Raw genomic sequence first — 26,222 nt, forward strand, 5'->3', positions numbered from 1 at the left:
GACGTTAAGAATCCGTATCTTCGAGTGCCCACACAGATTGTCTGATAAATTGTTAAAGAGCAGTGCCGCTTCGCTTTTTCTCAGCGGCGCGGGGTGTGCATATTACGCTTTCCCGCTTCAGAGTCAAGCGTTTATTTTCGCTTTTCTCCGTGAGGTTCTGGTCTGAACCCCGCTGACCCGGCGGCCTGTGTGCCGTTGTTCCGTGTCAGTGGTGGCGCATTATAGGGAGTTATTTCTGCCTGACAAGAGGAAATTTAAAATAATTTTCTGAGTGCGCACTTTTTATTCTTTGCGTTTATTTTGCCGACGATTTGTTGGTTAAATGGGCTATTTCACGGGCAAAGTGCGCAACCTGCTCCCAGTCGGTGTACACCACTTCTTTACTGGTATCCGTTTCGCCGCCCGACATCTTCATAATAAGCTTGATCATCAGACGGTCATACCAGCGATAGCGGGGATAGCGAAGCGCGCCTGCAATGACGGCACAGTAGTCAGGTCGCCACGGAGAGCTCATTAAAAACTTACGCGCATAGCTGTTAGTCTGCGGCGTCCGTTTTTCAGCTTTACGCGCCACCAGGTTAACGGAATAAAAGGCGCTCGGCATTCCGTTCAACCGCGTGGCGTATTTCTTAACGAACTCCTGAAAGGCGCTGTGGTAATGGCCATAACGAATAGACGCGCCAATCACTACGCGATCATAGCTATCCCAGTCCGGTTCTTCTGCGCGATGCAGATTAACGACATCGGCCCAGATCCCCATCTCTTTGAGTTCAGAAGCCAGATAAGAGGCAATTTCGCGCGTTTGTCCGTCCCGGGTAGAGAAAAGAATCAATGTTTTCACGTGTTACTCCATTATTCACGCCAGAAAGTCGGGGTAAAAAGTACCAGCAAAGTGAATACTTCCAGACGACCAAATAGCATGTTGGCGATGAGTATCCATTTCGCAACCGGATTCATACTGGCGAAGTTATCAGCAACCACCCCCAGCCCCGGTCCCAGGTTATTAAGCGTAGCCACTACCGAGGCGAAAGCCGAGAAATCATCTACGCCTGTAGCGATAATGGCCAGCATACTGACGATAAATACCAGCGCGTAGGCAGAAAAGAATCCCCAGACGGCTTCCAGAATACGTTCTGGCAGCGCCCGGTTCCCCAGCTTAATACTGTAAACGGCATTCGGATGCACCAGACGTTTGAGTTCGCGGTTCCCCTGTTTAAACAACAACAGAATACGGATGACCTTTAACCCCCCGCCCGTTGACCCGGCGCAACCGCCAATAAACGCGGAACATAGCAGCAAGACGGGCAAAAACAGCGGCCAGCGCGCAATGCTGTCCGTGGTAAACCCTGCCGTTGTCGCCATCGACACAACCTGGAAGAATGCCTGATTTAGCGTTGTCAGCGCCGAGTCGTAGATATTATGGAACCACAGTACCAGCGTGCAGATTACCACCAGCGTCAACTGTACGCCGATGAACATGCGGAATTCCGGATCGCGCCAGTATACTTTCAGGCTACGCCCGCTTAATAAAGAGAAATGCAGGCCATAGTTACAACCGGAGATCAGCAGGAAAATAGCGATGATGGTATTAATAGTGGGACTATCAAAATAGCCTACGCTGGCGTCATGCGTTGAGAAGCCGCCGATAGCGATAGTGGAGAAGCTGTGTCCGATAGCGTCAAACGCGGGCATCCCTGCAAACCATAGCGCCAGCGCGCAGGCTACCGTTAGCAAGACATAGATAAGCCACAGCGTTTTCGCCGTCTCGGCAATACGCGGGCGCATTTTGTTATCTTTGAGCGGCCCCGGCATTTCCGCCCGATAGAGCTGCATCCCCCCGACGCCGAGGATAGGGAGAATCGCCACCGCCAGCACAATGATCCCCATACCGCCAAACCATTGCAGCATCTGACGATAAAAGAGAATGGCGTGCGGTAATGAATCCAGCCCCACCAGAGTAGTGGCGCCCGTGGTGGTTAACCCGGAAAACGATTCAAAAAAAGCATCGGTAATGGTGAGGTTTGGGCTTTCCGAGAAAATAAACGGCAGCGCACCCACGCTGCCCAGCACGGTCCAGAACAGCACCACGATAAGAAATCCTTCGCGGGATTTCAGCTCGCCCTTTTCCCTACGGTTCGGCCACCACAGTATGGAACCGATCGCCAGCGCGACAAAAAAGGTCTGCGTGAACGCTCTTCCTGCGCCATCACGATATATTAGCGCTACCAGTCCCGGGAGAATCATTGTCCCCGAAAATAAGATAACCAGTAGTCCAACGATTCGGGTAATGGCGCGAAAATGCATCTCTGCCGCTTCCTTTATTCTTAAAAATGAGGTGGGGATTATTCTTCAATCGCTAACAATTGCAATGAACCACGGCTAAAATCCGCCAGTTTTGTGGAAAATACATTCACATGAGCAAAAGGAAGCGCCACCCTGAGCCGAACAGACGCCTGATAATCGCTGGAAACGATCTTCCCGGCAAACTGTCCTAATAATGCTTCGATTCCGGCCAACTGACCGTACTCACACTGCAAAGTATATTCGGTTAATGGCGTCTTGCGTTGTGTGGCAAGCTGACGTAATGCCTGATTCACACCGCCGCCATAGGCTTTTACCAGCCCGCCCGTACCCAGCAGAATACCACCATAGTAGCGCACGACGACGGCAGTAATCTCTCCGACGCCGCTGCCCATCAATTGCGCAAGCATCGGCTTGCCTGCCGTTCCCGCCGGTTCGCCGTCGTCTGAAAAGCCCAGTTGCTGTGAGTCGTCCGGCGCACCCGCCACCCACGCCACACAATGGTGGCGCGCATCAGGGTGCTCAGCTCTGACTAACTCAACAAACGCTTTCGCCGCGTCTACGCCATCGGTATGCGCCAATAGCGTAATAAAGCGGCTTTTTTTGATCTCTTCAACAACGGTGACCGGCGCTGCAGGGATTAACCAACTGTCCATTACGCCAGTTTTAAATCCCGCGTCATGTTTTCCACGCCGTTTTCGTGGATGACCACGTTATCTTCAATGCGAATACCGCCGAAAGGCTTGAGCGCTTCAATTTTCTGCCAGTTGAAGTGCTTGCTGAACGGGCCTTCGCGCCACGGCGCTAACAGCGATTCGATGAAGTAAATCCCCGGTTCGATGGTCAACACCATTCGCGGCTGTAACACACGCGTGCAGCGCAGATACGGGTATTTGGACGGCGCGGCGAGATGCGTACCGGAATCATCCTGCATAAACCCGGCCACATCGTGTACCTGCAGACCCAACGGATGACCAATACCGTGCGGCATAAACGGCCCGGTGAGATCATTTTCCACCATCGCCTCTTCACTCATGTCGGTAATGATTTGATGCTTACGCAGCAGCTTCGCGATGCGCTGATGGAACTGAATATGATAATCCACATAGCTGACGCCCGCCTTCATGGTAGCGATCAGCGCCAACTGTTCGTCGTTAACATCTTTCACCAGGTGGGCGTAGTCGTTATCGCTTTTCGCCGACCAGGTTCGCGTCAGATCCGCCGCGTAGCCGTTGTATTCCGCGCCCGCATCCAGCAGGAAACTGCGCATTTCAGACGGTGCCTGATGATCCAGTTTCGTGTAATGCAGCACGGCGGCATGTTCGTTCAGCGCCACAATGTTGCTGTATGGAACATCAGTATCGCGATGTCCCGTGGCGGTCAGGTATGCCAGGTTGATGTCGAACTCACTCATGCCGGAACGGAAGGCCTCTTCCGCCGCACGATGACCGCTCACCGCCATTTTCTGCGCTTCGCGCATACAGGCCAGTTCATAATCCGTTTTATAGGCGCGGTAGTAATGCAGATAGTCGATAACACCTTTCGGGTTGATGTTGCTGGCGGCGATATCCAATTGTAGCGCGCGCTCAGGAACCGGGCCGATATAGCCGATATTGCCACGCGCGGCAGGCAGCTGGCTGCCGATGCCATCCGCTTTCGGTAAGGCGACGACCTCGACTTCTTCCGTCCAGAAGGATGTTGGCAGCGGTTCAACGTTATGCCAGTAATCGACCGGCAGATAAAACCACAATTTGGGTTTGTTGACGCCATCGACCAGCAGCCAGCAATTTGGAACCTGAGTTACCGGCACCCACGCTTTAAACTGCGGATTGACCTTAAACGGATAAGGGTGATCGTCGAGAAAGACGTTGAAAAGCTCGCCGGAATGAATAAGTAACGCATCCAGCTTAAAGCGCGCCAGAACATCGCGCGTCCGTTCTTGTAAGGTAACAATATGATTTTTATAGAGCGCGGCCAGTGATTCCATTTTTTACCCTTCTGTTTTTTTGACCTCAAGTTCCCGCATCTTAGCACATCGCCCCACGAGAGCGTGATCTCTGCCGAGCGTGATCACATCGGCATTTCTTTAATCATTTATTTGCATTTTATTAACACAAAATACACACTTCGCTTCATCTGGTACGACCAGATCACCTTGTGGATTCAGGAGACTGACATGCTTTATAAAGGCGACACCCTGTACCTCGACTGGCTGGAAGATGGCATCGCCGAACTGGTGTTCGATGCTCCAGGCTCGGTCAATAAACTCGACACCGCAACCGTCGCCAGCCTCGGCCAGGCGCTTGAGGTGCTGGAAAAGCAACACGATTTAAAAGGGCTGCTGCTGCGCTCGAATAAAGCGGCCTTTATTGTCGGCGCGGACATCACCGAATTTCTTTCACTGTTCCTCGTCCCCGAAGAGCAGTTAAGCCAATGGCTGCATTTCGCTAATAGCGTCTTTAACCGTCTGGAAGATTTACCCGTACCGACCCTTGCCGCCGTAAACGGCTATGCGCTGGGCGGCGGGTGCGAATGCGTGCTGGCCACCGATTACCGTCTGGCGACGCCAGACCTCCGTATCGGTCTGCCGGAAACTAAACTGGGCATCATGCCGGGTTTCGGCGGCTCCGTTCGTCTGCCGCGTATGCTGGGCGCAGACAGCGCGCTAGAGATTATCGCGGCAGGTAAAGATGTCGGTGCTGAGCACGCGCTGAAAATCGGCCTTGTGGACGGCGTGGTCAAACAAGAGAAGCTAATTGAAGGCGCGATAGCGGTGTTACGCCAGGCCATTACCGGCGATCTCGACTGGAGAGCTAAACGCCAGCCGAAACTGGAACCGTTGAAACTCAGCAAAATTGAAGCAGCGATGAGCTTTACCATCGCTAAAGGCATGGTCGCACAAACGGCGGGTAAACATTATCCGGCGCCGATGACCGCAGTGAAAACCATTGAAGCCGCCGCGCGTTTTGGTCGTGAAGAAGCGCTGAATCTGGAAAATAAAAGCTTTGTTCCGCTGGCGCATACCAATGAGGCTCGTGCGCTGGTCGGTATCTTCCTCAACGATCAATATGTAAAAGGTAAAGCCAAAAAGCTGACCAAAGATATTGAGACGCCGAAACAGGCAGCCGTACTGGGCGCGGGCATTATGGGCGGCGGTATCGCTTACCAGTCGGCCTGGAAAGGCGTACCGGTCATCATGAAAGATATCAACGATAAATCGTTGAACCTCGGCATGACCGAAGCGGCCAAGCTGCTGAACAAACAGCTGGAGCGCGGCAAGATCGACGGTCTGAAGCTGGCGGGCGTCATTTCGACCATCCACCCGACTCTCGATTATGCCGGTTTCGATCGCGTAGATGTTGTTGTCGAAGCGGTAGTCGAAAATCCGAAAGTCAAAAAAGCGGTACTGGCGGAAACCGAGCAGAAAGTGCGCCCGGAAACCGTGCTGGCCTCAAATACCTCCACCATCCCAATTGGCGAACTGGCAAGCGCCCTGGAACGTCCGGAAAACTTTTGCGGAATGCACTTCTTCAACCCGGTACACCGGATGCCGCTGGTTGAAATCATTCGCGGCGAGAAGAGTTCAGACGAAACCATTGCCAAAGTCGTCGCCTGGGCCAGCAAAATGGGCAAGACACCGATTGTAGTCAACGACTGCCCCGGCTTCTTTGTTAACCGCGTGCTGTTCCCCTATTTCGCCGGTTTCAGTCAACTGCTGCGCGACGGCGCGGATTTCCGCAAAGTCGATAAAGTGATGGAAAAACAGTTCGGCTGGCCGATGGGCCCGGCCTATCTGCTCGACGTGGTGGGTATTGATACCGCGCATCACGCGCAGGCGGTAATGGCGGCAGGCTTCCCACAGCGTATGCAGAAAGAGTATCGCGACGCGATCGACGCATTGTTTGACGCCAGCCGTTTTGGGCAAAAAAACGGTCTGGGCTTCTGGCGCTATAAAGAAGACAGCAAGGGTAAGCCGAAGAAAGAAGAAGATGCCGCGGTGGATGACCTGCTGGCAAGCGTCAGCCAGCCGAAACGCGACTTCAGCGACGACGAGATAATCGCCCGTATGATGATCCCGATGATTAACGAAGTGGTTCGCTGTCTGGAAGAAGGCATTATCGCAAGCCCGGCGGAAGCCGATATGGCGCTGGTCTACGGCCTGGGCTTCCCTCCGTTCCACGGCGGCGCATTCCGCTGGCTGGATACACAGGGCAGCGCGAAATATCTTGATATGGCGCAGCAGTATCAACACCTCGGCCCGCTGTATGAAGTGCCGGAAGGGCTGCGTAATAAAGCGCGCCATAACGAACCGTATTATCCCCCGGTTGAACCAGCCCGTCCGGTTGGTTCTCTGAAAACGGCTTAAGGAGTCACAATGGAACAGGTTGTCATTGTCGATGCTATTCGCACCCCGATGGGCCGTTCGAAGGGCGGCGCGTTTCGCAACGTGCGGGCAGAAGATCTCTCCGCCCACTTAATGCGTAGCCTGCTGGCGCGTAATCCGTCGCTTACAGCGGCGACCCTCGATGATATTTACTGGGGCTGCGTACAACAAACGCTGGAGCAAGGCTTCAACATTGCCCGTAACGCCGCGCTGCTGGCAGAAATTCCCCATTCGGTACCGGCGGTCACCGTCAACCGTCTGTGTGGTTCCTCGATGCAGGCGTTACACGATGCAGCGCGAATGATCATGACCGGCGATGCGCAGGTTTGTCTGGTTGGCGGCGTGGAGCATATGGGGCACGTGCCGATGAGCCACGGCGTGGATTTTCACCCGGGTCTGAGTCGCAACGTCGCCAAAGCGGCAGGGATGATGGGGCTAACGGCGGAAATGCTCTCCCGCCTGCACGGCATTAGCCGGGAAATGCAGGACCAGTTCGCCGCCCGCTCTCACGCTCGCGCCTGGGCCGCTACCCAGTCTGGCGCATTCAAAACGGAGATTATCCCGACTGGCGGTCATGATGCAGACGGCGTGTTGAAGCAGTTTAACTACGATGAAGTGATCCGCCCGGAAACCACGGTCGAAGCGCTATCAACGCTGCGTCCGGCATTTGATCCGGTTAGTGGCACGGTCACGGCGGGCACCTCATCCGCGCTTTCCGATGGCGCAGCCGCCATGCTGGTAATGAGCGAAAGTCGTGCCCGTGAGCTGGGCCTGAAACCTCGCGCCCGTATTCGCGCAATGGCAGTGGTGGGTTGTGATCCGTCAACTATGGGTTACGGGCCGGTTCCGGCATCAAAACTGGCGTTGAAAAAAGCGGGACTGTCGGCCAGCGATATCGATGTGTTTGAGATGAACGAAGCGTTTGCCGCACAGATCCTGCCATGCATTAAGGATCTGGGATTGATGGAGCAGATAGACGAGAAGATCAACCTCAACGGCGGCGCGATCGCGCTTGGTCATCCGCTCGGCTGCTCCGGAGCACGTATCAGCACCACGCTTATCAACCTGATGGAGCGCAAAGACGCTCAGTTTGGTCTGGCGACGATGTGTATTGGTCTGGGTCAGGGCATCGCCACGGTGTTTGAGCGGGTTTAATCAAAGATAATATCCCCTAAATAACTCGCATTGCAGCGCAGCGGCAACTGAGCGAATCCCCGGGCACATAGATAACTATGTGCCCGGGGTGAGCAAAGGCAGCCAACAAAGAGGCTGCGCGAATTATGACGGGAAACAGTTTAGTTGCCGTTTTTCCCGCCCGTCAGGGGCGGGTTTTTTCACCGTATGGCCCGTTCTACTCAGTAAGCGCTTTGGTCAGGCTAAATGGCATAGCCTGATATCCACGCGCACCATGTATTTGCATTTCGACCGCAGGCTCTTTTTCTCCCCATTTGAACTCTTCCAGATACGGATTAGGTAAGCTGGTAAATGCGCCTACCGACAAATCAAACGCACCACCTGCTGTTGCGGAATACACGAACACAGAATTCTTGTCAGTCTGGTACTCGGTGATAGAGGTTACCGGGCTAAACCACTCGTTCCCGCGCTCTTTACCGTATTGCCAGATCTGTTGGACTGTCTTGTTTTTCTGGTCGATTTTGTAAATCACGGAGCGGCTGTATTTCATACTCTGCATAGCAGGCTGTTCTAAGCCGCGGCCATCGCCATTGTCGAAAGCGGAAAGGTATAAGATATCGCCTTTACTCTTACTATCAATTTTAAAGGCCGTATGTTGCGTCCATGTCCAGTCGAAGTCACCCTCGCAGCCACTGTCCTGGCAGGCGATTTTTTGGCCTTTGCTATCCACTGGCGTCAGAATTGCGGCATTAAATGGCGCTTTCCAGCCAGCAGGCGTACCCAGTATCCACTTCACTTTCTTATCGCGGCCGATTTTGATAATCGCACTCTGGTGGCGGGAGCTGATGATGATGGAATCATCTTCACTGTCATAGTCGACGCTGTTGACATGCGCCCAGTTGCGGCCAGCCCCACTACCCACGATATCCCCGAATTTGTCGGAGGAGTCCAGCGCCGCCAGATCTTCTTCGCTCAACGTATGGCCGGACTGGCTGGCGTCGATATTCAGGCACACAGCGCCCTGATCGAGGGTTTTCATTATCACATCACGATAAGGATCGAGGATATCAAACAGACGCCATTCATCCACTACCACGCCGTTCTGATCAACTTCGGCAATCACATCACGCACGGTACGAACATTTTTCCCATCAGGACGTTTATAGTTAGAGCTGGCTACACGCAGGAAGTAGTGACCGTTGGCCGCGTTATCCATTGAGTGTGAAAAATCGTTATAATTATCCGGCAGGCGGCGGTTAAAGATTTCACGCCCCATGATATCGTATTTCACATAACGCTGACCGTAGCCCCACGATAGTGCGCCATCCTGGTTTTGTTTAAAGCCCATCATAACGCCAGCACGATAAATTGACTTTAAATCATAAATTGAACTTGGATTCATAAACCAACGAATATCACCGGAGGTGTCGATAATAGCGTTAGCTGTAGTGAAGTTCCATTCTAATGCACCCCCAGTAGGGTTGTTCCAGACAGTACGCGTTCCATTCCCAGACTTATCTTTCGTATTATTCAAAAGATACAAGCGATCTTTAAATTCTGGGGAAACCTTTTTAACATCGATAGTAAAGAGTGCTGATTGTTCTTCTTTTGTACCCGCTGATTCAATATAGGTAGGCGGTGCATACATTTTATAGCTTTCTTTTATATTTTCGGTTTTACTACCCTGGATTCTTGTATATTCAACTTCAACGGTATTGACATAATCTGGGTAAAGACCAAAGACGGGAATACCGCCATACGTTAAAAGGTATTTATTATTAACTTTATACGCGATCTCCTGGCCATTTTCTTTGGGGACAATCCGTACATGCACGTCACGTAACTGGTAACCGCCATTACGAATAACGGCGGTTAGCGGCGCGATATCATAGGGGTTCATAACAACTTCGCCAATTTTTCCCTGGACCTGATAGTCCACTTTAGCGCCGCTGGCGCCGCCGATGGCGAAAGCAGTAGAAGGTACTGATGACAAAATTGCAACAGATAATGCGAGAGAAGTTAAAGCATATTTAAATTTCATAACACTCTCCATCTTATAAATAAATAACTAACTTTCCATTTTATGTTTCTTTTATAAAAATAAATGAAGCATATATAATTAACTATTTTTATTGATAGCCTCAGGACATAATATTACTTAATTTATTACACGCAATACAAAGCCTGTAGATATTCAATATCATAAGGTTTTATAGTTGACGATTAATTAATATTTAAGAGGACTTTTAGGTAGGCTAACGTAAAAAGGGACGCTACTGCGTCCCATAAAATAGTTAAATAAATGCGAACGCATCGCCAAACAGACGATCTTCCCGCGCGTTACGCTCATGACAGAACAGATCGCGGGCGATTTTCGCCATCTCAAAACGTCCGGCAATATAAATATCGTGCCCCGCCAGCGTACCATAATCCTGCAATACCGCCGTAAGTACCGTTCCTGTACGTCCACGCCAGCCTTCTTCCGGCTGCTCGACAACAGGTTCAATACGCAAATTCGGATGGTTAACAGAGAGTGCTTCCAGCTCAGAGAGATCATAGAGGTGCTTTTCTTCGCGACCGCCCCAGTAAATGGTAACATCGCGGGCCGGGTTGCGCGCTAACGCCGTCAACAGGATGGAGCGCACATAAGAAAAGCCCGTACCGCCCGCGATCAGAATCAACGGACGCTCTTCATCGTCACGTAGCCAGGCGTCGCCATGCGGAATATCGACGACGATTTCCCGGTCTTTCAGAATTCGATCCATGACCGCCATCGCATACAGATTGAGCTCGGAAGCGCCAATGTGTAATTCAATAAACCCTTTCTCGTCCGGCGTTGAGGCCATCGAAAACGGGCGTTTGTCACGCTCGTCCATTACGACCATCAAATACTGACCAGCGCGGAATGAAAACGCCGCGTCCGGCACTAAACGAACCCGATATACGGTATCGGTGATAGCTTCTACCGAGGTCACTTTACAGCTTAAGGTTGTCATGCGCTCCCTCTGTCGGGTGTCGGGTCAATACCGACATTTTTCAAGCCGAGTCGCCGCAGCCTGAAATGTCGATGTCCGCTTTCAGTTATTTAAAGATAGCCAGCTCATCCCAAATCGCATCAATACGCGCGGTAACTTCAGGATCTTTAACAATAGGACGACCCCACTCGCGTTGGGTTTCGCCCGGCCATTTGTTTGTGGCATCCAGCCCCATTTTTGAACCCAGCCCGGAGACCGGCGAGGCAAAATCCAGGTAATCAATCGGCGTATTTTCAACCAGCACCGTATCCCGCGCAGGGTCCATACGGGTGGTAATCGCCCAGATCACATCATTCCAGTCGCGTGCGTTAACGTCATCATCGCAAACGATAACAAATTTCGTATACATAAACTGGCGCAAAAACGACCAGACGCCCATCATGACGCGTTTCGCATGACCAGCGTACTGCTTTTTCATCGTCACTACCGCCAGGCGGTAAGAACACCCTTCCGGCGGCAGATAAAAGTCGACGATTTCCGGAAACTGTTTTTGCAGAATAGGCACGAAGACTTCATTGAGCGCCACCCCTAATACCGCAGGCTCATCGGGCGGACGCCCGGTATAGGTGGAGTGATAGATGGCATCCTCACGCTGCGTAATATGCGTGACGGTAAAGACCGGAAAGTTATCCACTTCATTATAATAGCCCGTATGATCGCCATACGGTCCTTCCGGCGCCATCTCTCCCGGCTCAATGTAACCTTCAAGGATAATCTCGGCGCTGGCAGGCACTTCCAGATCGTTAGAAAGGCATTTAACCACTTCAGTTTTCGTGCCGCGCAGCAGGCCCGCAAAGGCATACTCCGACAGAGTATCGGGAACAGGAGTCACGGCGCCAAGAATCGTCGCCGGATCGGCGCCCAATGCGACGGAGACCGGGAAACGTTCACCCGGACGCGCGGCTAACCACTCCTGAAAATCCAGCGCGCCGCCGCGGTGAGACAGCCAGCGCATAATCAGCTTATTTTTACCTATCAACTGCTGACGATAAATGCCCAGGTTTTGCCGTTCTTTGTGCGGGCCACGCGTTACCGTCAGTCCCCAGGTAATCAGCGGCGCGGCGTCGTCCGGCCAACAGGTCATGACTGGAAGACGCGTTAAATCGACATCATCGCCAGACGCGATTTTCTGCTGGCAAGGCGCGCCGCGTAACCGTTTCGTCGGCATATTCAGCACTTGCTTAAACTGCGGCAGCTTGTCAAACAGATCGCGAAAGCCTTTCGGCGGCTCAGGTTCTTTCAGAAACGCTAATAATTTACCCACTTCCCGTAAGGCGGAAACATCATCCTGCCCCATGCCCATCGCCACGCGTTTTGGCGTGCCAAAAAGGTTGCACAGCACCGGCATGGCGTAACCTTTAGGATTTTCAAACAGCAACGCCGGTCCACCCGCACGCAGCGTGCGGTCAGCGATTTCCGTGATTTCCAGATGAGGATCCACAGGTAGCGTGATGCGTTTTAGTTCCCCCTGCTGCTCAAGTAGCGTCAGGAAGTCGCGTAAATCGTGATATTTCATGGCGTCCATTGTAGCCTCTTGGTAAGCGCATCATTATACGGCGTTCATCATCGGGATGCTGTATTTTTGTTAAATTAGCGTGAACTCTGGCAACCAACGCTAATCCAGATACGGCTTAAAGGATGAAGTGTATAATTAACTTCGCGCATGGCTTTTGCTATGCTTGCGCCCCGAACAAGCGGATAAGAGTCATTATGCAATCCTGGTATTTACTGTACTGCAAACGCGGGCAACTTCAGCGTGCTCAGGAACACCTCGAAAGACAAGCGGTAAGTTGCCTGACACCGATGATCACCCTGGAAAAAATGGTACGCGGAAAACGTACCTCCGTCAGCGAACCGCTCTTTCCTAATTATCTGTTCGTTGAATTTGATCCGGAAGTGATACATACCACTACAATCAACGCCACGCGCGGCGTCAGCCATTTTGTGCGCTTTGGCGCGCATCCTGCGATCGTGCCTTCCAGCGTTATTCATCAGCTTTCTATCTACAAGCCCGAAGGCATTGTCGATCCTGAAACCCCCTATCCCGGCGATAGCGTCATCATCACGGAAGGCGCATTTGAAGGGCTGAAAGCGATTTTTACCGAACCGGATGGCGAAACGCGTTCGATGTTACTGCTTAATTTACTCAATAAAGAAGTGAAGCAGAGCGTAAAAAACACCGGTTTTCGCAAGATTTAGCGATCGTTCAGAATACAACCTCAAATAAGGTTCTGGCGTTGGCATCTGTCATCGCCGCTAACCATTGCGGATCTTCACCACGCCATAGCGCAATGCGCTCCAGGATGTGAGGCAGATACGCGGGCTCGTTGCGTCGTGACGTTGGTTTCGGCGTAAGATCGCGAGGCAACAGATACGGCGCGTCGGTTTCTATCAGTAGCTTTTCCGCTGGAATAAACGGTAAGAGTTCACGTAGCTCAAGCCCGCGTCGTTCGTCGCAAACCCACCCGGTAATACCGATATAGAGCCCTCTGTCCACACAGGCCTGCATTTGCTGGCGTGAACCGGTAAAGCAGTGCAGTATTGCACCAGGAAGACTATCCAGCCAGGGATCAAGCAATGCCAGAAATCGCTCATGCGCGTCCCGGCAGTGCATAAAGATTGGCATCTGCAATTCGGCGGCAATTTGTAGCTGCGCCTGAAAGGCACGCTCCTGCTCCTGCGGCGTGGAAAAATTGCGATTGAAATCCAGCCCGCACTCACCGATAGCGACGACTTCCGGCTGGTTCGCCAGCGCAATAATGGCGTCTTCAGACGCGGATGACCACTGACTGCTGTCATGGGGATGGACGCCAGCCGTCGACCAACAATGGGGGTAGCGCCGCGCCAATTTTAACGCCTGCTGACTTTCATGGATGTTCGTTCCGGTCAGTAGCATACCTTTTACTCCCGCCGCAAACGCACGGGCGACCACATCATCACGATCTTTTGCAAACTGGCTACTGGTTAAATTAACGCCAATATCAAACATGCTTGCCCCCATATGACAACCGCCCTGGCGGGCGGTTGTGTTTAGTCTTCAGTGTGCTCGGCCTTTTCGGTTTCGGCCTCGTTATCTTCGTCGCGCGTCCGTCGCTTACCGACATAAAAGCGTGAGCAGAAAACGCCAATTTCAAACAGGCAGTACATCGGTATCGCCAGCAACGTTTGCGAGAAAACATCTGGCGGCGTAAGCAGCATTCCCACAATGAATGCCCCGACCAGGATATAAGGCCGTTTTTTACGCAAATCTTCTGGCGTGGTGATGCCCATCCAGCACAGCAACACAATCGCCACCGGCACTTCAAAGGCTACGCCAAAGGCCATAAAAAGCGCCATGACAAAGCTAAGATAGCTGGCGATATCTGTCGAAACCTGTACCCCTTCCGGCGCCGTATGCGTCAGGAAACCAAAGGCCAAAGGGAATACGACAAAATAGGCGAAGGCCATACCAATGTAGAAAAGCAGCGAGCTGGATACCAGCAGCGGTACGACCAGACGACGCTCATGCTTATACAGCGCCGGGGCGATAAAGGCCCAAACCTGGTACAAAATGACAGGCGCGGATAAGATCAAAGACACCATGAAGGTGAGTTTGATAGGCGTAAAAAACGGCGACGCCACATCCGTCGCAATCATTGTCGCCCCTTGCGGCATCTGTTTAATCAGCGGTGCGGCGACTAAATGATAAATATCATTGGCGAAATAAATTAACGCCAGAAAAATCAGAAGTACTGCGACGATGCAGTTTAGCAGGCGCTTACGCAACTCGATCAGATGCGTGATAAGCGGTTGAGTATCTTCTACAGCCATGTTTACGGTTTATCACTCGACGAGGGGGAAGATTCGACAACAGGCGCAGCGGATTTCTTCTCGGCGTCTATCGTGGCTACGGAAGCGGTTTCCGTTAACTCAGGCACGTTAGCTTTAACGGGCTCCGGCTTTTGTTCCGGCGCGCTCGCCTGTGTTTCAGCGGCGGCAGGGGTGACGCCCTCATGCTGCGTTTCGTTCCCTTTTACCACCGGATTATGGATGGTATGCGCTTCATCGCTCGCTTGTTCGGGATCGTTAGCGCTGTAGGTGCGTTTCATCGACTCCGCCGCCTGACGCAGTTCATCCATAGATGCTTTCAGTTCGGGAGTCAGATTTTCCAGGCTCGCCTTTTCGACTTTTTTCAGACTGTCCTGGAACTCCTGAAGTTTCAGTTCCTGAGTCAGTTCATTCTGAACCGTTGTCGCAAGGGACCGCAACGCGCGAATCCAGCCCGCTACCGTTTTTACCGCTACTGGCAATCGTTGCGGCCCCAACACAATGAGGCCGATAACGAACACTAACAGCAGTTCGCTAAAACCGATATCAAACACGGATTATACCTGCTCTTTATCTTGGCTTTTAGCGTCTTCCTTTTTCGCTTCGCCTTGCTTATCCGCGATAGATTTAGCGGTAAAATCAGCGTCCTGACTGGTTTTATCCTGTTTGGCATCATCATCGCTCATGGCCTTTTTAAAGCCTTTGATAGACGCGCCAAGATCGGAACCGATGGAACCGAGTTTTTTGGTGCCGAACAGCAGTACGACGATAACGGCAACAATCAACAACTGCCAAATACTGATACCACCCATACATGTTCCTCTGTGATAGATGATGAATTAATAGGGCCGCATTATACACATTATCCTTCGCGCTGCCTCTTTGTTAGCCGCTTTCGCCCGCCCTATTCACATACTTTTACATACGACCGGGACGACATTGACTTGCGGCCTGAGTACTGCCTCGAGTGATAATATGTACCTGCGTGACACAACCGGCGTTGAGCGATAAAAAATCTCAACGAGTTTTACGCCAGCCAACCAGCCAGACAACTACGCCGCCGACCATGAGCCAGCCAGGCATCAATCCCCATTCAGGGCGGTTGACGAGTAAGAATGACCCGCTCAGTAACAGCGTTGCGCCAATTCCCAATAAATAACGAGACTGACTTTGGCGCACATGGTTTACCTGTAACTCGCGCGCAATCTTATCAACACTGTGCTGTAAATATTTGCCCTGGCGCAAACTGTCGTACACCAGTTCAGGTATTTCTGGCATTTTTTCGACCCAGAACGGCGCTTTTTCTTTAAGAGCCCGCGTGAGAGCCGGAATACCCACCTGATCTTTGATCCAGGACTCAAGAAACGGCTTCGCCGTTTTCCACAAATCAAGCTGAGGATAAAGTTGCCGCCCAACCCCTTCAACATACAATAATGTTTTCTGCAACAACACCAGTTGCGGCTGGACTTCCATGTTAAATCGACGCGCTGTATTGAAAAGGTTTAACAACACATGACCAAACGAGATTTCCGCGAGCGGCTTTTCAAAGATAGGTTCACAGACGGTGCGGATGGCAAACTCAAAATCTTCAACGTTGGTATCTGGCGGAACCCAGCCTGAATCGACATGCAGTTCTGCCACCTTTCGGTAATCGCGGTTAAAAAACGCGATAAAGTTTTCTGCCAGATAGCGCTTATCTTCTTTGTTTAGCGACCCGACGATACCGCAGTCAATGCCGATATATTGCGGATTTTCAGGGTGTTCATGGCTGACAAAAATATTTCCCGGATGCATGTCCGCATGGAAAAAGCTGTCGCGGAAAACCTGGGTGAAGAAAACTTTAACCCCGCGTTCCGCCAGCAGTTTCATGTTGGTGCCGTTCTTTTCCAGCGCCGCCACATCCGAAACCGGAATGCCGTATATCCGCTCCATCACCATCATGTTCTGGCTACAGTAATCGGAGTACACCTCCGGGATATACAGCATGGGACTATTTTCAAAATTGCGGCGTAACTGAATCGCGTTGGCCGATTCCCGCAGCAGATTCAGCTCATCGATCAGCGTTTTCTCATACTCACGCACCACTTCCGTCGGGCGCAGACGACGCCCATCCGGCAACAGGCGTGGTACCCAGCGAGCAAGGCGATAAATCAGTTTCAGGTCTGCCTGAATTACCGGCAAAATATCCGGGCGAATGACCTTAATAACCACTTCTTTACCGTTTGATTTCAATCGCGCGGTATGTACCTGGGCGATTGACGCCGACGCTAAAGGCTGGATATCAAAGTCGTCAAACCAGGCTTCGACAGGTAGCCCCCCCATCGCCTCTTCAATCTGGGCTTTCGCCAGCCGACCATCGAATGGCGCGACTTTATCCTGGAGCAAAGCGAGCTGATCGGCGATTTGCGGCGGGAACAGGTCACGGCGCGTGGAGAGCATCTGACCAAATTTGATCCAGACCGGTCCCAGCTCTTGCAACGCCAGTCTTAATCGTTCACCCAGCAATTTATCTTTATGCCGGTTTGGCATCCAGAACAGCGAATAGCGCCATAATCGGAGTGGCAGTGTAAGACGCATTCGGGGGATGAGTTCATCAAGGCCGTAGCTTAAAAACGTGCGGATGATGAAATATAGGCGCCGTACTTCACCTGGCGTCATTTGGCCTCCAGTTTTTCCAGCCGTGTGGTCAGAGCATCTACGGCGCGCTCAACAGCCGCGGTTTCTTCGGCAAACCATGCGACTTCCAGCGGGCCAGGCGCCATACGCCACTCTTCAGTGATCGCTTCAGCGGCATAACGCTGCTGGCGTTGAAACCCGTGGCGCAGGAATTTAGCCCCGCCACGCACGACCTTACCGATACTTTCCGCCGCAATATCACCCGTGTATGGCGCCAACAGCTCCGCAGGATCGAATTCGGCGAGATCGGCGAGCGCCACAAAATTTTGCACGACCTGAATATCGCCCTGCACTTCCAGTTCGCCGCTGCGAATAAGCGCGGCCAACTGCTGACGATCGCGTAGTTTTGGCAAAACGCTAGCTTGAGTGATTACCGTACAGTCCGCTTCGCCTTCCCATGCCCCCAGCACATCAACCTGGCGTTCACTGAATACCAGGACTAATGGCGTCGAAAATCCCTTTAGTTTCACACACAGTACTTTTCCCTGTAAGCGCGTTCTGGCTGATTTCAGCGCTGGCGAACGATACAGAAACGTATTGAGGAGACCTTCAATTCCTGCGGTCACTAAGGGTTTAAAAGGCATTCCACCCTCCTAGAATTTATAACCACGGTGCAATGCCACAACGCCCGCCGTCAGATTGTAATAATCCACGCTCTCAAATCCGGCGTCCTGCATCATGGCTTTTAAGGTATCCTGATCGGGATGCATACGGATGGATTCCGCGAGATACCGATAGCTATCCGCATCGTTTGCGACCATCGAGCCAATACGCGGTAAAATATGGAAAGAATAGGCGTCATACGCTTTACTCAGCGGCTCAATGATAGGCTTGGAAAATTCAAGCACCAGTAAACGTCCGCCGGGTTTCAACACACGGAACATTGACCGCAGCGCTTTTTCTTTTTCCGTTACATTGCGCAAACCAAACGAAATGGTAATGCAATCAAACGTATTATCAGGGAAAGGCAGAGCTTCGGCATTCGCCTGCACATACTCTACGTTGCCGATCACGCCGATATTACGCAGCTTCTCACGCCCCATTTTGAGCATAGAATCATTAATATCCGCCAGGATAACTTTGCCAGTTTCCCCGACCATACGTGAAAATTTCGCGGTAAGATCGCCCGTACCACCCGCTAAATCGAGAACGGTTTGTCCACGACGCACGCCACTGCAATCAATGGTGAAGCGCTTCCACAAACGATGAATGCCAAATGACATTAAGTCATTCATCACATCGTACTTTGACGCCACAGAATGAAAAACGTGGGCCACCATGTCAGCTTTCTGCTCTTTAGCGACGGTCTGAAAGCCAAAGTGCGTCGTTTCTTGTGAATCTTCCACCATCTCAGTGCCTGCTTATCGATAAAAATGTTCAAGAAGTGTAACAGATTGGGCCAATTTGCCCTACTCTGCGCCAGGACTAAACTACTCCGTATGGGTTAACTTAACTGCTGCTTCACCCGTTCATCATTGGGATAATGTTCATCCTGCCGCCCTTCAGGGATCGATCGTAAACGATATTCTTCATCTTGCGTAACGGCCTGTTCCGCTAAATCCGGATTAATCTCGCGTTTGATTTCCACGCCTAGCCCCCGGAAGGCCTCCGCCTGCGCCAAAACGTTGCCACGCCCCGACGCAAGTTTTTTCATCGCCTGGCGGTAGTTATCCTGCGCTTTATCCAGACTCTGACCGATCGCTGACATATCATCAACGAACAACCGCATTTTATCGTAGAGCTTACTGGCTCTGTCTGCGATGTGCTGCGCATTGCGGCTCTGGTGTTCATAGCGCCACAGGTTGGCGATTGTCCGTAACGCCACCAGCAGCGTCGTGGGGCTTACCAGCATAATGTTATTTTTCAGCGCCTCGGTTATCAGTTCGGGCTGTTTATCTAACGCCAGCAGGAAAGCGGGTTCTACGGGGATAAACATCAGAACATAGTCCAGCGAGCGGAGGCCGGGAAGCTGCTGGTAGTCTTTACGCCCCAGTAAGCGAATATGATTGCGCACCGAGGCGATGTGCTCTTGTAAAGCGGCCTCGCGCGTATAGTCATCTTCAGCGTTAAAGTAACGCTCGTAGGCGACCAACGTCATTTTAGCGTCGATGACCACATCTTTGCCCTGCGGCAAGCGGACGATGACATCCGGCTGCATCCGCGAGCGCGCATCGTTCTCAATACTAACCTGGGTTTCGTATTCGTAGCCTTCACGCAGTCCGGATGCCTCCAGCACCCGCGCCAGCACAACTTCGCCCCAGTTTCCTTGCGCCTTATTGTCCCCTTTCAGGGCGCGCGTCAGGTTGATCGCTTCCTGCGCCATTTGCGCGTTAAGCTGCTGCAAATTACGAATTTCGTGCGCCAGCGTATGCCGCTCCTGCGCTTCTTTGCCAAAACTCTCCTGAACCTGGCGGCGAAAACCGTCCAGTTGCTCACGCAGCGGCGTCAGCAGGCTATTCAGGCTTTGTCGGTTTTGTTCGTCTACGCGACGATTACTGTGTTCAAAAATACGGTTCGCCAGATTTTCAAACTGCTCGCTTAAACGCTGTTCGCTGTTGATCATCTGACGGATTTTGTCTTCCGCGTGTTGCTGAGTCGCTTCCAGACGGGTCGTGACTTCACGCAGATCGGCTTCCAGAGAGGTATTGATACTGTGCAGGCTACGCAGTTCGTTATTAAGTAACTCGCATTCACTGCGCCAGTGCGCTTCTTGCGCTAATTGCTGCCGGGCCGCGCTAAGTTCGATATCCAGCTCACGCCGTTCTTCGATAAGATCGGCGCGGATTTGATCGGCGTGCGCTTTCGTCGCCAGCCAGCCAATCACCGCCCCAGCCGCCAGCGCCACGACGGCGCTTATCATAAGAGTAATATCCACAACACCTCTCCTGGAACCACACTGTCCTGCACAAAATAGAATTGTGCTGTATAAACGTCCAGTTTAAAAGGGATTTCCTGCGAGGCGCCACGCAAAAAGAAAAGGCCGAACGCGTCGGCCTTTGCAAAAGAGAGGAGAATTACAGCAGACGACGGGCCGCTTCCACGACGATTTTCACCGCGTGGCTTTCAGTTTGTTTCATCGTTTCCGCATTCGGAATCTCTTGTTGGGTACGGTTGACGATAACGCCCGCCACCATACCTGCGCGTAACCCCTGGCTTGCGCACATGGTTAACAGCGTAGCGGATTCCATTTCGTAGTTCATTACGCCCATCGCCTGCCACTCTTCCATAGAGCCTTTGAAGCGACGCACAACGCGGCCAGAATAGGTGTCGTAACGTTCCTGACCCGGATAGAAAGTGTCGGAAGAGGCGGTTACGCCAACGTGAGTCGTGGCGCCAATCGATTTCGCGGCTTCAACCAGCGCAGTGGTGCAGGCAAAGTCGGCAACCGCCGGGAATTCCATCGGCGCAAAATGCAGGCTCGCCCCATCCAGACGAACGGATGCGGTCGTTACCAGAACGTCGCCGACGTTAATGTGCGGCTGAATAGCCCCCGTGGTGCCGATACGCAAGAAGGTACGAATACCCAGTTGCGCCAGTTCTTCCACGGCAATAGAGGTAGACGGGCCGCCGATACCGGTAGAGCAAACGATAACTGCTTTGCCATCCAGCTCAGCGCGCCAGGAGGTGAATTCGCGGTGAGATGCCAGCTTAACCGGCTTATCCATCAGCGCGGCGATCTTTTCCACACGCTCAGGATCGCCAGGGACGATGGCGAGCTGGGCCCCTTGTAAATCGTTTTTGGTGAGGCCGAGATGAAAAACATCAGACTTGGACATATAAAACTCCTCTGTGAATCGGGTTTGTCAGAAGAAGCAAAAAGACACTTTACCTAAGGCATAAAGATATTTTCGTGACAGCCATCACTATGGCGTAAAACAATTGCACTCGATTACCATTAAAAAGTGATGCACATCACAATAAATAATCAATATCGCCAGGCATTGCACAAAAGATAGCCGCTTTAAGGCAATGTGGTTTGTTACACACTGTCTATAGTTAAGATTGCGCTATTTTTTAAGGGTACGGAGAATACCATGACAACGACACATCCATCCGGCTTTGCACCTGCAGCCTCCCCACTTGCCCCTACGATGATTCATACGCCTGATGGGGCCATTAGCGCGGGGATAACGTCGATCCCCTCTCAGGGCGACGATATGCCCGCCTATTACGCCAGACCAAAAGCGAGCGACGGCGCATTGCCTGTGGTCATTGTGGTACAGGAAATTTTTGGCGTACATGAACACATTCGCGATATTTGCCGACGACTGGCGCTGGAAGGCTATCTCGCTATCGCGCCGGAGCTCTATTTCCGCGAAGGCGACCCCAATGATTTCGCCGATATACCCACATTATTGAGCGGGCTGGTGGCTAAAGTACCGGATTCGCAAGTCCTTGCCGACCTGGATCACGTCGCCAGTTGGGCTTCGCGCAACGGCGGGGACGCGCATCGGCTGATGATCACCGGTTTTTGTTGGGGAGGCCGAATTACCTGGCTGTACGCCGCGCACAACCCACAGTTAAAAGCGGCGGTAGCATGGTACGGCAAGCTGGTGGGCGACACGTCACTCAATTCGCCGAAGCATCCCGTTGATATCGCCACCGATCTTAACGCGCCGGTACTGGGTTTATACGGCGGGCAGGATACCAGTATTCCACAGGAGAGCGTGGAAACCATGCGTCAGGCGCTACGCGCCGCTAATGCGAAGGCGGAAATCGTGGTCTATCCCGATGCAGGGCACGCGTTTAATGCCGATTATCGTCCGGGCTACCACGAAGCCTCGGCGAAAGACGGCTGGCAAAGAATGCTGGAATGGTTCGCGCAGTACGGCGGGAAAAAAGGCTAACCACAGCGCATTACGATGTTTGTTGGGCCTACGAGACCGGAGTCGGTATAGGCTCAACAAAGCGTCATCGCCACGTTAGCTATGCTTTACCACAGCATTTTTTATATTTTTTACCGCTGCCGCAGGGACAGAGATGGTTACGACTGACGGCTCCTGTGTCTTTACGCGCGTCCTGCGCCAGCCAGCGCATGATCGATGCCATCGGATAGCCTTGCGCCAGCAGCTCCCGCCAGACATTCATATACGGCGTAACGTGCTGGAAAAAATGCTTATAGCCCGCACACAAGTAATTATGCGCAGGATGACCGGACGGCGAGACGGCAAAGCGATGCTTCGGACAGCCGCCATGACACGCAAAGCGGTAGTCACAGCGACGACAATCGGCGGTCAGGGTCTCCCGCTTGGCCTCACCAAAGGCAATAGCCCGCTCGCTATTATTTAAGGTTTTGATGCTGTGCTGGTGGATATTCCCCAGCAGATGCTCCGGGTAGACAAAGTGGTCGCAGTTGTAGAGATCGCCGTTCGACTCCAACGCGAAGGCATGTCCACAAGTCTCGGAATGTACACACAGTACCGGCTGCTGCGCCGTCCAGGCGGCTAACGCCACGTCAAACATCTGCACATAGACGCGGTCTACGTCGCGACGAACCCAGATATCAAAGATCTGGTTGAGAAATTCGCCATATTGCCACGACGGTACCGTCCATGGCGCCAGCGTCGCCGCGCTTTCGCCGGGCATCACCAGATTAAGTACCGATGAGTTATCGGTGCTCATTCGCTCTACCAGCGGGATAAACTGAATAAAACGCGATCCCGCCGCCAGAAGAAATTCGTAGACGTCTGCTGCATGACCGACGTTATGTTTTCCCACGACGGTTAAGGTATTAAAGTCGACATGGTGCGCTTTAAGCCGCGCCATTGCTGCGACGACCTGTTCATGAGTTCCTTTTCCAGCGCGATTAAGCCGATAGTGGTTGTGTAACGACGCCGGGCCGTCGATAGAGAGACCGATGAGAAAATGCTGTTCAGCGAAAAAGCGCGCCCACTCGTCATTCACCAGGATGCCGTTCGTCTGCAACGCATGAGTGATTTTTCGCCCATCGCCGTACTTTTCACATAATGCGACAACCCGGCGGAAAAACGGTAGCCCCATCATGGTCGGTTCGCCGCCCTGCCAGGCAAAGTCAATGCGGTCGCCACTCTGCGCGGCAATATGCTGGCGTATAAACTGTTCCAGCGTCTCGTCCGACATTCGCCAGTTTTTATTGCGTTCCGGGTACAGCGCCTCTTTTTCAAGATAGAAGCAATATGTGCAATCAATATTGCAGATCGCGCCGCCGGGTTTGGCCATTACGTGACAACCTGCTACCGCCATGTCAGACATCTCCGTTAAAAAATAAGGTTCACCAGCGCCATGAGACAATGCGACGTTTATCGTCGCCAGGGAACATAACAGAATGGAAAACCTCGTTTTGTGCTATGAGAGCGCTGGGCGATCATGACAGGAAAAACGATCTGCGAGGCAATAAAATCCGCCGCGCTGCTTCCAGGGACGCTATCCGCCTGGTTGTCATTCATACGGAGAACCTTTTTATTATCAAGATCGCCAAATAGCCAGATCCTGAAAAAGACAGCGCGGAAAATAAGAAAAAGGGAAATGAGGAGAAAGAGGCGCTGTTAATCAGGTCAGACACGGGCGCTACCCGTCAAAGGGTAGCGCCGCATTGCTGCCGGATAAACGCAGCGGCCAGGATGGGTTATTTCGCCTGACGCAGATTGTGCGCCGCTTTGACCATGTTCGCTAACGCCGCGCGGGTTTCCGGCCAACCGCGAGTTTTCAGACCGCAGTCCGGATTCACCCACAGGCGTTGTGCCGGAATACGCTGTGCCGCCTTCTTCAGCAGGGCTTCAATCCACTCGACGCTCGGCACGTTCGGCGAGTGAATATCGTACACGCCCGGCCCGATTTCGTTCGGGTAGTCGAATGCTTCGAACGACTCCAGCAACTCCATATCCGAGCGGGAGGTCTCAATGGTGATCACATCCGCATCCAGCGCGGCGATCGAATCCATAATGTCGTTGAACTCGCAGTAACACATGTGGGTGTGGATCTGGGTTTCATCCTTCGCCACCGCCGCGTTGATGCGGAAGGCTTCCACACCCCATTCCAGATAGGCGTCCCAGTCGCTGCGACGCAGCGGTAGACCTTCGCGCAGCGCCGGTTCGTCGATCTGAATAATCCCAATCCCCGCCGCCTCCAGATCCGCGACTTCATCACGCAGCGCCAGCGCAATCTGTTTCGCAATCGTTTCGCGGGTCACGTCTTCGCGGGGGAATGACCAGCAAAGAATAGTCACCGGGCCGGTCAACATCCCTTTTACCGGCTTGTCGGTCAGCGACTGGGCATATTTCGCCCACTCCACGGTAATCGGTGCCGGACGGCTGATATCGCCAATCACTACCGGCGGTTTCACACAGCGGGAGCCATAGCTTTGCACCCAACCATTCTGGGTAAAGACGAAGCCGTCCAGATGCTCGCCGAAGTATTCCACCATGTCGTTTCGCTCGGCTTCGCCGTGTACCAGCACATCCAGCCCTAAACGCTCCTGCTCGATGATAGCCTGTTTGATATGTTCGGCGATGCCGGTGCGGTAGTGGTTCGCGTCGAGGTTGCCCTTTTTGAAGTCCAGACGCAGGCCGCGAATTTCCGTGGTTTGCGGGAACGAACCGATAGTCGTCGTCGGCCAGGCGGGAAGTTTAAAGCGGGCGCGTTGCGCTTCAGCGCGCACCTCATACGGATTCTCACGCTGGCTGTCCTGCGCGGTGATCGCCGCCAGGCGTTTTTCTACCGCGGCATTATGTACGCGGCGGGAGTGACGACGAGCCTGAATCGGTGCGCTCCATTCCTCAAGCGCCGCCGTTTCGCCGCTGTTCAGCGCATCGCGCAGCAACGCCAGTTCACCGCATTTTTGCAGCGCAAAGGCAAACCAGCTTTTAACTTCCGTATCCAGACGCGTTTCGACGCTGAGATCGATCGGGCTGTGCAGCAAAGAGCAGGAGGATGCTACCCACAGCGCGCGTTTGCCCACAATGGCGTTAATCTGCGCGTATTTTTCGGTCAAATCGGCGCGCCAGACATTACGCCCGTTAATCAAGCCTGCGGAGAGCAGCCAGTCGACCGGCAGACGTTGATGCAGTTCCGCTACATCATCTTTGCCATGAATGAGGTCAACATGTAGCCCCTGTACCGGTAGCGCGATAATAGTGTCCAGGTTTGGCGTCACGCCTTCAAAATAGGTCGTCAGCAACAGCTTCACCTGGCCGGCGAGCGCGTCGTAAGCCGGTTTGAAGGCATCCAGCCACGCCTGCGGCAGTTCCAGCACCAGTGCTGGCTCATCAATTTGGACCCACTCAATACCACGTTTTGCCAGTTCAGCCAGTACGTGCTGATACACCGGCAAAATGTCTTTCAGCAACGTCAGGCGGTCAAACGGCTCGCCTTTCACTTTACCCAGCCACAGATACGTGACAGGCCCCAGCAGTACGGGTTTGATCTTATGCCCCAGCGCCAGCGCTTCGTCCACTTCCTCCAGCAACTGTGTCCAGGTGAGTCTGAACTGCTGGCCTTTGCTGAACTCCGGTACTATGTAGTGATAGTTAGTATTAAACCATTTGGTCATTTCCGCTGCCGCCGCCGGTTCGCCGGTTGGCGCGCGACCGCGGCCAATGCGGAACAGAGTGTCGATGTCCACGGAACCGTCGTTGTTCTGATGACGAGCCGGCACATTGCCTAACAGCAGGCTGGTGGTCAGAACATGGTCGTACCAGGCAAAGTCGCCTACCGGTAACAGGTCAATACCCGCTTGTTTCTGCTGCTCCCAGTGACGCGCGCGCAGTTCGCGGCCCACCGCCAGTAACGCTTCACGCGTTGAGTTCCCCGCCCAGTAGCTCTCTTGCGCTTTTTTCAACTCGCGACGCAGGCCAACGCGAGGAAAACCGAGGGTATGAGTCAATATTGTCATTTTACTTCCTCTCTTA

22 protein-coding genes are annotated in these 26,222 nt (G+C 52.8%); 4 read left to right on the plus strand and 18 right to left on the minus strand.

From position 1 onward, the window contains the following. Window positions 1-295 precede the first annotated feature (295 nt). Genes hemG through pepQ form a run of 4 tightly spaced genes read right to left on the minus strand, consistent with a single transcriptional unit; the run spans window position 296 to window position 4,288 of the window. A complete protein-coding gene (gene hemG, locus ABVN44_RS21500) occupies window positions 296-841 on the minus strand; it encodes a menaquinone-dependent protoporphyrinogen IX dehydrogenase (protein WP_000853982.1) in 546 nt (181 codons plus the stop codon). An 11-nt stretch (window positions 842-852) separates the two neighbouring features. Beyond that, a complete protein-coding gene (gene trkH / locus ABVN44_RS21505) occupies window positions 853-2,304 on the minus strand; it encodes a Trk system potassium transporter TrkH (protein ID WP_000545688.1) in 1,452 nt (483 codons plus the stop codon). 38 nt (window positions 2,305-2,342) lie between these two features. After that, entirely contained in the window at window positions 2,343-2,957 is a 615-nt protein-coding gene (locus ABVN44_RS21510) for an IMPACT family protein (RefSeq protein ID WP_000378894.1), read from the minus strand. Further along, window positions 2,957-4,288, minus strand: a complete 1,332-nt coding sequence (gene pepQ, locus ABVN44_RS21515) for a Xaa-Pro dipeptidase (protein ID WP_000444529.1) — start codon at window positions 4,286-4,288, stop codon at window positions 2,957-2,959. The genes ABVN44_RS21510 and pepQ overlap by 1 nt, the downstream gene beginning before the upstream one ends. A gap of 189 nt (window positions 4,289-4,477) precedes the next feature. Here pepQ and fadB point away from each other — a divergent pair, with 189 nt between their 5' ends. Together fadB and fadA are read left to right on the plus strand one after the other, a co-directional pair. Further along, complete coding sequence (gene fadB / locus ABVN44_RS21520) at window positions 4,478-6,667, plus strand: fatty acid oxidation complex subunit alpha FadB (RefSeq protein ID WP_000966001.1); 2,190 nt, start codon at window positions 4,478-4,480, stop codon at window positions 6,665-6,667. A gap of 9 nt (window positions 6,668-6,676) precedes the next feature. Beyond that, window positions 6,677-7,840, plus strand: a complete 1,164-nt coding sequence (gene fadA / locus ABVN44_RS21525) for an acetyl-CoA C-acyltransferase FadA (RefSeq protein ID WP_023232416.1) — start codon at window positions 6,677-6,679, stop codon at window positions 7,838-7,840. 196 nt (window positions 7,841-8,036) lie between these two features. On the opposite strand, the gene ABVN44_RS21530 is transcribed toward fadA, so the two are convergent. The 3 genes from ABVN44_RS21530 to ubiD all read right to left on the minus strand — a co-directional run bounded on the left by ABVN44_RS21530 (window position 8,037) and on the right by ubiD (window position 12,379). After that, window positions 8,037-9,860, minus strand: a complete 1,824-nt coding sequence (locus ABVN44_RS21530; RefSeq protein ID WP_023232417.1) for an aryl-sulfate sulfotransferase — start codon at window positions 9,858-9,860, stop codon at window positions 8,037-8,039. Between the two features lie 253 nt (window positions 9,861-10,113). Continuing rightward, the gene (gene fre / locus ABVN44_RS21535; RefSeq protein WP_000209831.1) at window positions 10,114-10,815 is read right to left on the minus strand and encodes an NAD(P)H-flavin reductase; all 702 of its coding nucleotides are present in this window, start codon (window positions 10,813-10,815) and stop codon (window positions 10,114-10,116) included. 85 nt (window positions 10,816-10,900) lie between these two features. After that, window positions 10,901-12,379, minus strand: coding sequence for a 4-hydroxy-3-polyprenylbenzoate decarboxylase (gene ubiD / locus ABVN44_RS21540; RefSeq protein WP_000339760.1), 1,479 nt, complete (start codon window positions 12,377-12,379; stop codon window positions 10,901-10,903). A 185-nt stretch (window positions 12,380-12,564) separates the two neighbouring features. On the opposite strand from ubiD, the gene rfaH reads away from it, so the two are divergent. Then, window positions 12,565-13,053: a transcription/translation regulatory transformer protein RfaH gene (gene rfaH / locus ABVN44_RS21545; protein WP_023232418.1), complete on the plus strand. Its 489-nt coding sequence runs from the start codon at window positions 12,565-12,567 to the stop codon at window positions 13,051-13,053. 7 nt (window positions 13,054-13,060) lie between these two features. On the opposite strand, the gene tatD is transcribed toward rfaH, so the two are convergent. From tatD to udp, 9 genes are all read right to left on the minus strand, one after another. Further along, window positions 13,061-13,843, minus strand: a complete 783-nt coding sequence (tatD, locus tag ABVN44_RS21550) for a 3'-5' ssDNA/RNA exonuclease TatD (protein WP_000459642.1) — start codon at window positions 13,841-13,843, stop codon at window positions 13,061-13,063. 41 nt (window positions 13,844-13,884) lie between these two features. After that, the gene (gene tatC / locus ABVN44_RS21555) at window positions 13,885-14,664 is read right to left on the minus strand and encodes a Sec-independent protein translocase subunit TatC (RefSeq protein ID WP_000257554.1); all 780 of its coding nucleotides are present in this window, start codon (window positions 14,662-14,664) and stop codon (window positions 13,885-13,887) included. Between the two features lie 2 nt (window positions 14,665-14,666). After that, a complete protein-coding gene (tatB, locus tag ABVN44_RS21560; RefSeq protein WP_017442067.1) occupies window positions 14,667-15,215 on the minus strand; it encodes a Sec-independent protein translocase protein TatB in 549 nt (182 codons plus the stop codon). A gap of 3 nt (window positions 15,216-15,218) precedes the next feature. Then, on the minus strand, window positions 15,219-15,473 hold the full coding sequence (tatA, locus tag ABVN44_RS21565) for a Sec-independent protein translocase subunit TatA (RefSeq protein WP_000508972.1): 255 nt from the start codon (window positions 15,471-15,473) through the stop codon (window positions 15,219-15,221). A gap of 205 nt (window positions 15,474-15,678) precedes the next feature. After that, entirely contained in the window at window positions 15,679-17,319 is a 1,641-nt protein-coding gene (ubiB, locus tag ABVN44_RS21570; RefSeq protein ID WP_000187559.1) for a ubiquinone biosynthesis regulatory protein kinase UbiB, read from the minus strand. Beyond that, the gene (gene ubiJ, locus ABVN44_RS21575) at window positions 17,316-17,921 is read right to left on the minus strand and encodes a ubiquinone biosynthesis protein UbiJ (protein ID WP_001116092.1); all 606 of its coding nucleotides are present in this window, start codon (window positions 17,919-17,921) and stop codon (window positions 17,316-17,318) included. The genes ubiB and ubiJ overlap by 4 nt, the downstream gene beginning before the upstream one ends. Before the next feature lie 9 nt (window positions 17,922-17,930). Next, window positions 17,931-18,686 carry a bifunctional demethylmenaquinone methyltransferase/2-methoxy-6-polyprenyl-1,4-benzoquinol methylase UbiE gene (gene ubiE / locus ABVN44_RS21580; RefSeq protein WP_000229009.1) on the minus strand — a complete coding sequence of 252 codons (756 nt, stop codon included), beginning with the start codon at window positions 18,684-18,686 and terminating at the stop codon, window positions 17,931-17,933. A 95-nt stretch (window positions 18,687-18,781) separates the two neighbouring features. Beyond that, the gene (gene rmuC, locus ABVN44_RS21585) at window positions 18,782-20,212 is read right to left on the minus strand and encodes a DNA recombination protein RmuC (protein ID WP_000355562.1); all 1,431 of its coding nucleotides are present in this window, start codon (window positions 20,210-20,212) and stop codon (window positions 18,782-18,784) included. Window positions 20,213-20,351: 139 nt separating this feature from the next. Next, the gene (udp, locus tag ABVN44_RS21590) at window positions 20,352-21,113 is read right to left on the minus strand and encodes a uridine phosphorylase (protein WP_000045169.1); all 762 of its coding nucleotides are present in this window, start codon (window positions 21,111-21,113) and stop codon (window positions 20,352-20,354) included. A gap of 258 nt (window positions 21,114-21,371) precedes the next feature. On the opposite strand from udp, the gene ABVN44_RS21595 reads away from it, so the two are divergent. Next, entirely contained in the window at window positions 21,372-22,184 is an 813-nt protein-coding gene (locus ABVN44_RS21595; protein ID WP_000213959.1) for a dienelactone hydrolase family protein, read from the plus strand. Window positions 22,185-22,263: 79 nt separating this feature from the next. Here ABVN44_RS21595 and ABVN44_RS21600 read toward each other — a convergent pair whose 3' ends face one another. Further along, window positions 22,264-23,607 (minus strand): anaerobic sulfatase maturase, encoded by a 1,344-nt coding sequence (locus ABVN44_RS21600; RefSeq protein WP_021294455.1) that lies wholly within the window; start codon window positions 23,605-23,607, stop codon window positions 22,264-22,266. Between the two features lie 334 nt (window positions 23,608-23,941). Further along, the gene (metE, locus tag ABVN44_RS21605; RefSeq protein ID WP_000154178.1) at window positions 23,942-26,206 is read right to left on the minus strand and encodes a 5-methyltetrahydropteroyltriglutamate--homocysteine S-methyltransferase; all 2,265 of its coding nucleotides are present in this window, start codon (window positions 26,204-26,206) and stop codon (window positions 23,942-23,944) included. Window positions 26,207-26,222: the final 16 nt, after the last annotated feature.

It is taken from the genome of Salmonella sp. SJTUF15570 (assembly GCF_043357055.1).
Classification (GTDB): Bacteria; Pseudomonadota; Gammaproteobacteria; order Enterobacterales; family Enterobacteriaceae; genus Salmonella; species Salmonella enterica.